This is a genomic window from Microbulbifer maximicatervae (SeqCode) (genome assembly GCF_052468295.1).
Map to the genome: position 1 here is coordinate 2,844,165 of NZ_CP174340.1, position 12,946 is coordinate 2,857,110.

9 protein-coding genes are annotated in these 12,946 nt (G+C 45.8%); 5 read left to right on the plus strand and 4 right to left on the minus strand.

The annotated features are described in order from the left end of the window. Window positions 1-376 precede the first annotated feature (376 nt). Both ACJJIQ_RS12980 and ACJJIQ_RS12985 read right to left on the minus strand, forming a co-directional pair. A complete protein-coding gene (locus ACJJIQ_RS12980; RefSeq protein WP_445362109.1) occupies window positions 377-1,591 on the minus strand; it encodes a hypothetical protein in 1,215 nt (404 codons plus the stop codon). Window positions 1,592-1,749: 158 nt separating this feature from the next. Next, on the minus strand, window positions 1,750-3,351 hold the full coding sequence (locus ACJJIQ_RS12985) for a sodium:solute symporter (protein WP_445362110.1): 1,602 nt from the start codon (window positions 3,349-3,351) through the stop codon (window positions 1,750-1,752). Window positions 3,352-3,597: 246 nt separating this feature from the next. On the opposite strand from ACJJIQ_RS12985, the gene ACJJIQ_RS12990 reads away from it, so the two are divergent. From ACJJIQ_RS12990 to ACJJIQ_RS13010, 5 genes are all read left to right on the plus strand, one after another. Then, the gene (locus ACJJIQ_RS12990) at window positions 3,598-4,818 is read left to right on the plus strand and encodes an ROK family transcriptional regulator (RefSeq protein WP_445362111.1); all 1,221 of its coding nucleotides are present in this window, start codon (window positions 3,598-3,600) and stop codon (window positions 4,816-4,818) included. Between the two features lie 114 nt (window positions 4,819-4,932). Continuing rightward, window positions 4,933-5,919: a glycoside hydrolase family protein gene (locus ACJJIQ_RS12995; RefSeq protein WP_445362112.1), complete on the plus strand. Its 987-nt coding sequence runs from the start codon at window positions 4,933-4,935 to the stop codon at window positions 5,917-5,919. A gap of 353 nt (window positions 5,920-6,272) precedes the next feature. Beyond that, window positions 6,273-8,777 carry a TonB-dependent receptor gene (locus ACJJIQ_RS13000; protein ID WP_445362113.1) on the plus strand — a complete coding sequence of 835 codons (2,505 nt, stop codon included), beginning with the start codon at window positions 6,273-6,275 and terminating at the stop codon, window positions 8,775-8,777. A gap of 198 nt (window positions 8,778-8,975) precedes the next feature. Then, window positions 8,976-9,908 (plus strand): ROK family protein, encoded by a 933-nt coding sequence (locus tag ACJJIQ_RS13005; RefSeq protein WP_444912552.1) that lies wholly within the window; start codon window positions 8,976-8,978, stop codon window positions 9,906-9,908. Between the two features lie 245 nt (window positions 9,909-10,153). Beyond that, entirely contained in the window at window positions 10,154-11,053 is a 900-nt protein-coding gene (locus ACJJIQ_RS13010; RefSeq protein WP_445362114.1) for an alpha/beta hydrolase, read from the plus strand. 417 nt (window positions 11,054-11,470) lie between these two features. Here the strand turns inward: ACJJIQ_RS13010 and ACJJIQ_RS13015 are convergent, their stop codons facing one another. Then, window positions 11,471-12,451 (minus strand): PQQ-binding-like beta-propeller repeat protein, encoded by a 981-nt coding sequence (locus tag ACJJIQ_RS13015; protein ID WP_444905885.1) that lies wholly within the window; start codon window positions 12,449-12,451, stop codon window positions 11,471-11,473. A gap of 14 nt (window positions 12,452-12,465) precedes the next feature. After that, entirely contained in the window at window positions 12,466-12,807 is a 342-nt protein-coding gene (locus tag ACJJIQ_RS13020; RefSeq protein WP_445362115.1) for a hypothetical protein, read from the minus strand. Window positions 12,808-12,946 lie beyond the last annotated feature (139 nt).

A 12,946-nucleotide genomic window follows, 5' to 3' on the forward strand; every position in this document is an offset into this window, starting at 1 on the left:
CTTTTGAGTATCCCATTTACACTGCCACTTATCAGCGATGCCGCTTGGACAGAGAAGGCGCAAATTTACTACTTAAAAGTACACTCGAATGGTGTAGATGTCAGACTTAGAGGATTTGTCAATCCAGAGACAGAGGTGAGCTGCGTGAGCAAAAACACCTTTTTTCTTATCAATGACGACTCTGCCATATACAACACCAAAGTATCTTTTCTGCTTTCCGCTTATATGTCCCAGAAAACTGTAAAGTTTAGTTATTACGGATGTGAAGATGACAGGATTCGCTTAGGCTCAATCCGGTTTCATGATGAGTAGCCAAATCTCATATGATTGACTGGCCCTTTATAATTTGGGCCAGTCAATTCTTATCAATATCAATCTAAAAAATATCCGGATCATCTATCAAACTTGCATTTTCCAACCCATAGTACTCGATCACCCAAGCATAACTCTGGTATATCTCATAACGAGTCGGATAGGCCCGCCCCACTTCATCCCAGCGTTTCCGCGCATTGGAATAGCTGGAACCTTTGATAACTCCTGACAACTCGAACTCATCACCATTATGGGGATTCATGACCGTTGTGGTATAGGGAACTTCAACCTCGCTATTTTCCACCATCATCCGCGCCATCATCAATCCATAGGCGGGTACATTAGATGGCATGGCATCTTTAACAGTTTCCTGGTTGCTTTTGGTCGATGTTTCCCCAACGGTCGTTGAAACACTAAAAGTCTCAGAAAAACTGAATGTAATGGAGCCACTATTTTCAACAGTGCCGGGAACACCGACTTTGTAACCCTCGGTCAAGCTAACTCCAGCAGTAACCGCAATCCCCATAGTATTAGTCCAGGTATCTGTTTCACTCTTCCCGTCGGTATACCAGACTTCTGTACTGTCGTTTTGGGCAATACTGCCAGAGTTCTCAAGTAATCTCTCACCAAAGAATGTCCTGGTATTGTTGGGGGTTTCCACAATCTGATCCCAGTGAATCTCTACGCCAGATTCCACCAATTCCAAACGATCCGCAACGCAAGGGTAAATACTCCAAACTTTACTATCACTCGCAGTACCAGCAAATCCAACTACTGACCGGGTTCCAATACTTAGATGGTATTCCTCCCACTTATACCAGCCATTATTACCTCCAAAGGTAATATCACGGGTTGAGTTATCAGCCATGTCTTTCAAGTAGACTCGAATCCTGGAAATATTGCCATCGCGCTTTTTATAGAAGCGCCAACCCTGAATATATTCGGTAGCACCAAGCAACTTTCGATACCCGGAGATAGTGGTTTTACCAACCTCCTCATCTCCTGCATATAAGTATTCGAGTTTTAACCCTTTGATTCTCTCATCACCGCTAAAACTGGTTATAGCGGTGATCTTATCTCCAGGGATTCGGGCGGTAACATAGCTATCGCACATATCGAAATCGCTACCATTCCCACTCTTACCATACTGAAATATTGTATCGTACCTTAGGGTCCCACCATTATCTGATGTATTAAAGTACTGATCCAAAATATTTTCTGTTGCACTAATCTGCACAGAAGCCAATAAACCTAACATCGCTGTGACGAAATACTTCATAGTCAACACCTTCTTTATAAGATTATTCTTTTAAACGGATACAACTATCTGAGTACAACCTTTTGTCAACTTCGTCCGTGTCCAACCCTCCTGTATTGCCTTTATTGTTTAAGTTTTCCATCCTGTGGGGTGAAAAATAGAAGTAATCTGACTTCGCGCTACCAGAACGAACCAACCACCAACGCAGTAACCACAAGCAGTAGCACAGACTGAACTCGATAGTTTTTCCATAATGGCTGTGCTTTTAGGGAAACAGTCTCAGTGTCAAAATCGCTTTTAGACCAAGTGAAAGACTTGGCTTCTTCGCTAATCTCAGTTGAATAAAGCAGGCTGGTAATCACCAATACCAGTGAACAGAAGACAAACAAAATTGGAGCAATATAGAGGAAATGTAAGTTTGTCCAGTCGAAGACTTCATTGACAAAAAAGAGGCCAACACCGCCCAAGGTACCTAACAGCAAAGTAGCTATAGCTCCCCTGGAGTTAGCACCACGCCAAAAGAATCCGATCAGGAAAAGTGCCAATACAGGGGGAACTGCATAGGAAAGCACCTTCTGCAGATACTGGAATAAGGAACCAAAACTCTCAATTTGTGGTGCCCAAAGTACGGCAAGTATCATAAAGATAAAGGTGACCAGCTGACCTACACGCATTAACTGGTGCTGGTTTAGGCCCGGAAAAAACTTCCGCACAAAGTCCATGGTCACCAGCGTGGAAGCTGAATTAAGCGTGGAATCAATTTGCGACATTAGTGCAGCAACAAAACCTGCCAACACTAGCCCCAGGATACCAACAGGCAACAGCTCAAATAACAGAGTGGGATAAACCATATCTGCGCGCTCTAGCTCGGGGAAAATAACAATCGCCATAGTGCCAGGCAGAACCATGATAAACAGCACGGGAAGTTTGAGCAGACCGGCAAATAAGGCTCCCCAGCGGCCGTGATTAACATCTTTTGCACTGAGTACCCTTTGCACCATAAATTGGTTAGTACACCAGAAATAAAAGCCCAGCAAAGTGACTCCCGTAATTAGCCCCAACCAGGGTACGCTCGAATCACCAATGGGCCGTATCAGACTCAATTGTTCCTCGGAGACCTGGGATACAACATTTTCCCAACCTCCTGCGCGATCCAGGGCAAAAATACTGATCAGGATTGAACCAAATATCAGCAGCAGCGCCTGAATGGTGTCGGTATAAATAACCGCAGCCAAACCTCCACAGATGGTGTAGATACCCGCGATCACCGCCAAAATTGAAATCGTGGTCCAAATTGGTAATTCAGGAAATATCAATTTCATTACCAGGGCCCCTGCATAGAGGCTACCTGCAGTATCAACCACAATATTCAGGAAAATAGTCAATCCCGAAAAATAAGTGCGCGCGGTGCTGTTAAAGCGACGCTCAAGCATTTCCGGCATCGTGTAAATGCGCGAGCGAAGAATTGTCGGCAGATAGAAAACGGCAAAGAAAACCAGGATAACCGCCGCCATCCACTCATAGTTGAAGACCGCTATGCCAGTGCTGTAAGCATCTCCGGCTAAGCCGATTAAAGTGGTACTCGATATATTGGAAGCGAACAGGGATAAGCCAATCAAGGGCCATACCATTTTTCTCCCAGCCAGGAAGTAGTCCTCTGCAGTATCGTGGCGGCGACTTAGGAAGAGCCCAAGGGCGATGGTGAAAACGAAATAGACGACCAGAATGGTCGCATCGACTGGGTGGAGACCAAAATCGACCGGCATAACTTCCTCGTTCACTGCTAGCAGCGTATTTTTAGAATGATTTGCTTGAACTTGGCCAAAAATTAAATCACAGTGATTTAATTAAGTAAAGCCAAGCTTCAACAAACAAAAAAATCTATATTAATCAATAGGTTATATAAACCCTGATCTTAGTGCCAACGAAGTCAATAGACTAAGCAAAGGCTTTAAAGTTACACTTTTAACAATAGAACCGGACAATCAGTGGCCGGATCAGATCACGTTTCATCTCAGGGGGCACGGATGGGTAAAGGTAGCAATTCCAGTGGTTTACGCCGTTATAACGAGCGAGTGGTGCTTACGACCCTGCGGAAGACTGGCGCAGCCTCCAAGTCCGACCTAGCGCGCCAAACTGACCTCACCGCTCAGGCGGTTACCCGGATTGTCGATGATTTGGAAAGCGCAGGGCTGGTAATGCGAGAGGGGCGCCGACTGGGCGGCAAAGGCCAACCCTCGATTATGTACGTTATTAACCCTACTGGTGCTTACTCTGTCGGTATCAAGGTGGGACGGCGCAATATCGAGCTGCTACTAATGGATTTTGGTGGCACAGTACTAAAGAAGATTTGCCACGAGTTTGAATTCCCGGAGCCCGAATTTTTATTGGCAAAAATTGAATCGGGCCTCCAGGCACTTACTGATACCCTACCCGCTAAGGACAGAGGGAAACTAGTGGGCGTGGGTATCGCTATGCCCTGGTTTATCGGCGCCTGGACCGAAGAGCTCAATATGAGTGAAGAACTTGCCGCCCAGTGGCAGGAAATTAATTTTGCTGAAGAAGTTGCTCAGCGCACACATCTGCCGGTCTTCTTCGAGAACGACTGTTCCGCTGCTGCTGTTGCCGAATTGCAGTTTGGCAATGGCCAAGACATATCCAATTTTCTCTACGTTTATATCGGGACCTTTATCGGTGGAGGCCTGGTATTAAATGGCAGTCTGGAAACCGGCGTCCATGGCAATGCGGGCAACCTGGTTTCCCTGCCAGTACCCCGCTCAAAACTTAGCAGCACCCCTGAAAATCAAGGAGCATTTGAGCTACTCCTCAATCGCGCTTCACTATTTGGGCTGCGCAGACATTTACGAGAGTGCGGCATCGAAATTACCAGCACTTCCGAACTTGAAACGGTAATGGACCAGGCCCGCCCTCAGATCCAGGAGTGGCTGGACGACTGTGCAGATGCGCTGGTTTATGCATTTCTATCGGCAATCAGCGTACTGGACCTGGAGGCTATTATTGTCGATGCGCATTTACCCCGCTTTTTATTAGACGAACTGGTCGAAATGATCTCTCGCAGGATAAAGCAGGTGGCACCTTCAGGTGTATTTGCGCCCAAAATTGTCAGTGGAAAAATTGGAGTCGACGCCATCGCCACAGGCGGTGCGATTTTGCCTTTTTACTCAATTTTTGCACCGGATAAAACAGTTCTATTAAAGGGCGGTATACCAGGAAGAATATCTACCTGATTGCGCCTTAATTGGAACCCCAGAAAAGCATAAAAATAACTCTGGGCTCCCTAAGAATAATCAAAGCAATAATTCACCGGCAAATTTCCAATCAGCACTAATGAGGTAAATATCATGGCATTTAATCTCGATAATAAATGGGTATGGGATTTTTGGTTCGCGCAGGACGGCGGCCAGTACCATGTATTTTACCTTCAAGCCGATAAATCACTGGGCGATCCTGAGCTGCGCCATTGGAATGTATCTGTCGGCCATGCCGTTTCTACGGACCTTATTCATTGGACAACGCTCCAGGATGCATTAAAACCCTCACCTCGAACTGCAACCGCCAGTGAGGAAGCTGCAGACTCTTACACTACCTGGACCGGCTGTGTACACAGAGAAGGCGATACCTGGTATATGTTTTATACCGGTACTAAATATTCGGAGAAAGGCCTGGTTCAGCGGGTCTGCCTGGCAACTTCCAAGGACTTATTACACTGGGAAAAACACCCCAACAACCCTCTGGTGGAATTAGATCCCAATTTCTACGATGGCCTGAACCTTGAATATTGGCACGATGCATCCTGGCGTGACCCATGGATCGTTAAAGACCCCACGCAGAATCTCTACCATATGTATCTCACTGCGCGCTGCAACCAGGGCAGCCCTGATGGGCGTGGCGCAGTTGGCTATGCCAGCTCAACGGACTTAATTCACTGGAAAGTGGGGCAACCGATACTGGCTCCCGGCTGGTATGGCGAAATGGAAGTACCGCAAATTGAATACATCCATGGCCGCTACTACTTATTCTGCTCAGTATCGACAAAGTTCCACAGCGCTGCCCATCGACAATCCATGCAGGGTACACCACTGACTGGCACAAAATATTTTATCGCCGATGATCTGAATGGCCCATACGAAGTCGTTGGAGATGGCTTTATCGGCGCAGACCAGCAGGGATCACTCTATTCCGGCCGGGTTATCCAGGGGCCGGACCAACATTGGTATCTGCTGGCTTTTAATAGGGACGATGCCGAGGGCAACTTTATCGGCGGTATCTGCGACCCCAAACGCATCGAGTTTATGGACGATGGACAACTGGGATTGGCCAAAGACTAGCAGGCAGGAATCGCAACCAAATCCTTAGGTAGATGCTCACCAGAAGCATCTACTGCCCCGTACCCCCTTCTCCCGCAGCCAGTGCTACTTAGAAAGACAAGTAGCGCTGTCACCAAAAGCAAAGATCGATACCGCGAAAATCACTACTTCCCCTTGGTTTACTTATCTATTCGCTGATTCGACTGCGTAAATTCCGCAAATTTTCGTATTGCCTTTATTAAATCACAGTGATTTAATAAATGTGTTCGCGGGGAGAGGTCCCACCCATGCGGTAACAGGAAGAGAGTCTCGAGCCCGCAGAGAACGGGCCGTGAAAAATCTAATAACCATAAGAGATGATTGAGGAGAGCGCCGTGATTGCAGAGGGCTTCCAAGCAGGTTCAGAGACACAGAAACACTTTAAACCACACTCCATAGCCCTGGCAGTTGCCATGGCCTCCAGCGTTGCGGTAACGGCAACAGCTGAGGAAATGCCGGAAATTGAAGAGGTGATGGTTACCGCAACCGCCCGACCGGTTACCAAGATGGAATCCAGCGTATCCGTTAGTGCACTGGACACTGAGGAAATGGCGAAGTACGCCCCGCGTTCTACCGCAGAGCTGTTCCGCAGCTTACCCGGTATTCGGGCGGAATCCTCCGGTGGCGGCGGCAATGCAAATATCACCGTTAGAGGTATTCCCCTGGCAACTGGCGGCTCCAAATATATGCAAATCCAGGAAGACGGATTGCCTGTATTAGAATACGGCGATATTAATTTCGGTAACACTGACAACTTTGTTCGCACCGACTCCTCTCTCGCACGTATAGAAAGCGTACGCGGCGGCTCTGCCTCCACCTTTGCCAGCAATTCCCCTGGCGGTGTGATCAATATGATCAGCAATACCGGCGAAGAAGAAGGTGGTAATGTAGGACTTTCGTTTGGTGCGGACTACGATGAATCCCGCCTGGACTTTGGCTATGGCCACCACTTGAATGATTCTTTGCGATTCTATGTCGGCGGATTTTTAAGAGAGGGGGAAGGCATCCGCGAGACCGGCTTTGATGGGGATTCCGGCGGCCAACTCAAGGCCAACCTCACCAAAGAGTTTGATAACGGTTATGTCCGCCTCTATTACAAACATCTCGATGACCGGGTAACAACTTATCTTCCTGGCCCTGTAACCTATAAAGGCGATGGTGAATTCGGCACGGTTGCCAACTTCGATGCCAGCAGCCAAACCCTGCATTCCGATAATTATCGATACATTTCCACTTTTGATGCCTACGGCAATCCGGTAACCCGCGACTTATCCGACGGTATCGAATCACTGGTGGAAGCCTATGGCTTTGAAACCAAATTCGAATTTAATGATGGCTGGACTGTTACCGACAAATTCAGAATTTCTGATGTTAGCGGCAGCTTTATTTCCCCCTTTACCGATACTTTCGGCGATTACGGACCACAATCCACACAGGATATGGCTGATACCATTTGTGCAAATGCCGTAGCCAGTAGCGGAGAAGCCATAGACTGTAGCGCCGGCACAACGGTGACTTATGCCAATGGTGAAGAGGCCGAAGGCCTCGCCTATGTCGACCTGCTCTTTGATACAGAAATACACGATTTGGGCCTGATAGTTAACGACTTTAAAGTCGATAAATTAATTGGCGATAATATTGTTGTTTCCGGTGGATTCTATTACTCCAACCAAAATATCAAAACCAGCTGGAATAGTTGGAATGCCCTAGTTCAAACTGTTGACGGCAGCAATTCTGAAAACCTCACCATAACTGCCAATGCCAACGGAGATGTACTGGTAGATGATGGGGTCTGGTCTGCAAGCTTTCTTTCCTGGGCCTGGGACCTGGAATATGAAACTTATGCACCCTATATGAATGTGGCGATCGACATCGGCGACTTTACCTTCGATGTCAGTGCCCGCCACGATATGGTCAATGCCAAAGGCTCCCTGGTTTCCAGCTGCTGTGGTGGTGATACAGACTACGATCTGAATGGCGATGGTATTATCAGCGATGTGGAGAGTGCTAGCGCTTCCGATGCCTTTGGATTCACCGGCGGCGTTATCACAATGGCCAATGGATCCACCCAGCTCGTTGACTACGATGCAGACAACACCTCTTTCTCTCTCGGTGGAAATTATATTCTCAACGACAACATGGCTATTTTTGCCCGCTACAGCGAGGGCGGTCGAGCAATTGCCGATCGGCTTCTACAAATTAGCGGCGCCCTCAACAGTGACGGAAGCCTAACTGACACCACCGATGGCTTCGACTCTGTGGACCAGCTGGAAATTGGATACAAACTCTCAACCGGCGATCTGGATTTCTTTGCAACTTACTTCAATACGGTCACTGAAGAGACCAATGCAGAAATCACTAGCGGCTTAACGTTTGTACGCGAGTATGAAGCCCAAGGAATCGAGCTGGAAGCAGCCTACAGTTATGGAGACTTTTCCGTAAATGGAAACCTCACCTGGACCGACGCCGAAATTTCAAAAGATGCCAACGACAGTTCTGTCGTAGGTAATACGCCGCGCCGTCAAGCTGATTTCATTTACACGATTACACCGCAATATAACTTTGGCGATGACTTTACATTTGGTGCAAGCCTCCAAGGGTCTACAGAATATTTTGTTTCTGACTCCAACCAGTTGAAACAGGAAGGTTATGTCCTGGTCAATCTGTTTGGTTCTTATTACCTGACAGAAGACCTTATCGTTTCCTTTAATGTAAACAACCTCACCGATGAATTTGTTGTTACCGAAGTTGAAGAGTCTTACGCAGAAGTTGGAGACATAGTACGCGGACGGGCTATCAGTGGCCGCTCCACCAGCGTCAGTTTCAATTACGCTTTTTGATCGTTGTTCTTCCCTACTCTAGTAAGTGGTTTGCAGTTCTGCCCATAGCTTTGCAAACCCCGAGCGTCTGGCCCCCACCGGCGCTCGGTTTTTTTCTTTCAGAAACAATATAACCAGCTATAAACTATCAGTAGTGTAATTTCGGAAACCATCAACTGATAATACGAATAACTTATGTAACCCGGGGAGCGGATTAGGATGGAAATGCAAGGCAATGCGGTAGATACCTTGCTCGGCGGAATTGAAGCCGGTGGTACCAAATTTAACTGTGTGGTAGCTGCTGGGATTAATGACATCCGTGAGCGAGCCAGCTTCCCAACCACCGATCCAGAACATACGCTATCCAAGGTCGCTCAGTTTTTTCACGAAAGCAGTCAGCGCCACGGCACTGTTTCTGCGCTGGGCATAGCCAGCTTTGGCCCGGTAAACCTGGACCCAGAATCCGCCTACTATGGCTATATCACCCAAACACCTAAAGCTGGCTGGTCCAATACCAATATGGCTGGCTACTTCAGCCAAGCCCTGTCGGTACCAGTTGCTTTCGATACAGATGTTAATGGCGCCGCCCTTGGAGAGCACCTCTGCGGCGCCGCTACAGATGTAAAGAATTTTGTCTACGTAACCATCGGTACCGGTATCGGCGCCGGCATTATGATCGACGGGCAGCTGATCAATGGATCTATGCACCCAGAAATTGGGCATATGTTGATGCCTAGAGACAGCCAAAAGGATTCTTTTAAAGGCAACTGCCCATTTCATAACAACTGCCTTGAAGGACTGGCCTCAGGTCCTGCGATAGAGGAGCGTTGGGGACTGCGTGGCCAACACCTCGAACAACACCACCCGGCCTGGGACCTGGAGGCGGAGTATCTGGCCACTATGTGTGTCAACCTTACCAGCTGCTACTCACCACAGCGGATCATACTGGGGGGTGGAGTGATGATACAGGCGCACCTATTCAACCGTGTAAGACAAAAATTCCTAGCCTTAGCCGGTGGTTACTTTCCCCAAGTCTCAGAAAGTAATATTGAACGGTATATCGTTGCACCAAAACTAGTGGGAAGATCCGGTGAAGTCGGCTCCCTACGGATGGCCCAGCACCTATATAACACTAAAAACGTCATTGCCTAAACCAGGGAGGGGAAATCCCCTTCCTGCCATCCTCTTTTCAGTGGACGTGGTTCCCACGCGCAATATCCCTATTTCTGTGATCACGACCAATTCTTGGGCAAAAACTTGCTATGCAGAGTGATTCCTGCGGCAGTAACCCCCTCCCCAGCTAGCGATTCCCTTTATCTATCTGTTAGGCTTCCATATAGATACCTCTAGTAAGCAGGGCGATAACAGGTAAGTTTCAGCGCCCCTCAGGGATAGCAATGAAAATAATTAGATTATTAGTGATAGGTATTCTTAGTGCCTGTTGCCAGCTGGCAGTGGCCGGCAGTGCCGAACCCACAACTTTCACCCGCACGGGGATACTGTCCTACAACTTTTACTCTGATTTACTAGAGCGTGAGTACGTTATTGACATAATGCTACCTCTCTCGTACACGCCGGAAAACACCGATCGCTATCCAGTCATTTATATGACCGATGGCTTTCTGCATTTCCCTATGACAGCCCCTAACCTTCTTCAGGAACAGGTTCCCGATGAGTTTGGCAATGTCAAAATGCCCCCTGTAATTCTGGTAGGTATCTCCCACGCTTTTGACAGCCCGAATTTCGCCCAGCGAGTAATGGATTTTACCCCCGTGCCTGGTGTGATCAAAGGTGCTGAACTAGGTGGAGGCGCCGATCACTTTCTTGAGTTTATCGAAGAGGAACTCAAACCCTTTATCAATAATAATTTTAAAGGTAACGAAGAAGACGAAACCCTTGTGGGCCATTCCCTGGGTGGGCTTCTAGCTCTCCATGCACTTTTTAACCACACCAATAGCTTTGACCGATATGTTATTGGAAGCCCCAGTATTTGGTGGGCCGATAAGCAAATTTTAGATAGTGAATTGGCCTATGCAGAACGCAATGCCGATTTAGGAAAAAGTGTGTATTTATTTATTGGTGGTGAGGAGACTTGCAGTGAAATCGACTCAGTTTGCGCAGTAAAAGACTTCTCTCAACTAGTAAAAAGACTTAAGTCCCGTAACTACAATAGCCTTACCCTAAGAAAACGTGTATTTGATAACGAGAATCACGGTAGTGTTGTTAATCCAGGCTATGATCGAGGGATAGAAAAGGTCTTTAAGGCTAAGGTACTACCTAGAAAATATTCTTTCTAATAAACTTATTTTACCCTTTAGTAACACAATATTGATTAAGAATGAAATAACCCCCAAAAGACTGCTTCACAAAATCGTACGCACAAGAAAATAACCCTTCCCAGCTGTAGTGGCACACTACAGATCGATCTGAGATATTACAAAACTAATAGCCTATATTAGACAATTGACTAATGATCAAAGCCTTAGCTGTAAACAATTGGCCAATCAAAAATCATTCTACCTATCGAATAGGCCAGAGAGTATAGATTTCTCTATGGTCCGGCAACAATAAAATCACCTAATCTGTTCTTCAGAGTTACCAGTGTATGGAGAGCCTGGGCATACCCAGGATCTCCCAAACTCATCGAAAAATCGTATTTAACCTAATCCCAGGCAAAGTTTCATCCCTAACAATTACTAGCCACACTTCAACAATTACGTTCTTTTGAAAATATGCAAAGATTCTCTATGATCATAAACCAACAAATAAGGCTCTCTAAAAATCATAGAAGTAGCTCCTGGAAAACTAACTCCATCTTCTTTATAAAGCCAATCAAACTTATGACTAACTATATTAAATGCACCAATAGCCCCTAGCCTGCGATCTGTTGTAATTATATGATTACCATCAAGGATATAACCATCCCTTTGTGAATGTATGCACACTGATTCAAAATATGACTTATCCTGATAATTATCCTTTAACTTTCCACTTAACAAATCAAAAGCTGCGTAACTAGTTAACATTTGATGAAGGGTTCCTTTATCTTCATCAACCCTTAACCCACCCGAGAAAGTATCTATCTTCCATTCAATACTTCCTGTTTCGAGATCAAAGGCAATTACTTTGTTAGCCGCCTTAAAGGCAAATATGACAATTTCGCTACTTGCCCCAATTAACCTAGGAAGATGTTTATCACTAGCCAGGTCTACAGACCACTTAACCTCACCCGTCTTTAGATCACGCCTACTAACGCCTTTGCGCGATACCGTAAAGGCCTTGTTTAACTCAATCTCTATAAGCTCTCCAAAATTGGACTCCCAGAGAAGCTTATCTCGATATACATCCTGAATGCCAACCTTCGCCTGAAAAAGAGAATAGTCATAATCAGTCGCCACCACAATGAAGTTATCTGCGTAAAGATTAAAATTACCAATCCCACTTTTAACTGGTACTGATTTCACTCCGAGTAGTTGACCATCAAAAAACTTATACCCACTGCATGAAATACCGACAAGCAAATTATCTTTTTGTATAAACTTATTAAAATTTTCTGCAACCGATAACTCATTTATGACACTTTCACTCTGCAAGTCATATTGCACTACCTTTTTCTCTGACTGATAGATTAAAACTCCATCTACCAAAGAACAACCTCTCCTAACATTTTTTATTTCAGATAACTTTATAAACATCTAGTGCATATACCTTAATGTACAAAATCCATAAATGTCGGATGATTTCTTAATTGCCCCTGGCTGGCAAAATCCACAAACTGTTGTGGTGAGGTGATTCCATGAGATATAAATAAATCTGGATTACGTGCAAACAAATTACTCGCCTTAGTAGTGTCCTTGAATACATTTTTAAATTGTCCCTTCACAGCATCACTCATATGGTCACTAAAATAATATTCAAAAGGACTACCACCCTTAATGTACGTTTCAATATCGGAATCATCGGCGACGACCACCTCCAACATTTCTGTAATTGCATTCTGAGATTTTTTATTTTTGTATATTAAAAATAAATCTTTTTCACTTTGACTCAATTACCAATAGCTAGTCTGCATTTACCTTTTGGTAGATATAGACGCCACCTCCATTAGCAAATACCTCTTTATCAGCATATTTTATCATCTTAAGTCCAAAGCGCTTATAAATCAGACTGAAGTGTAAATATATAAGAAA

Bases quoted from the DNA above. Each gene is read 5' to 3' on its own strand.
- ACJJIQ_RS12990 (WP_445362111.1), top strand. From the start codon at position 3,598: ATGGGTAAAGGTAGCAATTCCAGTGGTTTACGCCGTTATAACGAGCGA.
- ACJJIQ_RS12995 (WP_445362112.1), top strand. From the start codon at position 4,933: ATGGCATTTAATCTCGATAATAAATGGGTATGGGATTTTTGGTTCGCG.
- ACJJIQ_RS13010 (WP_445362114.1), top strand. From the start codon at position 10,154: ATGAAAATAATTAGATTATTAGTGATAGGTATTCTTAGTGCCTGTTGC.
- ACJJIQ_RS12980 (WP_445362109.1), bottom strand. From the start codon at position 1,591: ATGAAGTATTTCGTCACAGCGATGTTAGGTTTATTGGCTTCTGTGCAG.
- ACJJIQ_RS13005 (WP_444912552.1), top strand. From the start codon at position 8,976: ATGGAAATGCAAGGCAATGCGGTAGATACCTTGCTCGGCGGAATTGAA.
- ACJJIQ_RS13015 (WP_444905885.1), bottom strand. From the start codon at position 12,451: ATGTTTATAAAGTTATCTGAAATAAAAAATGTTAGGAGAGGTTGTTCT.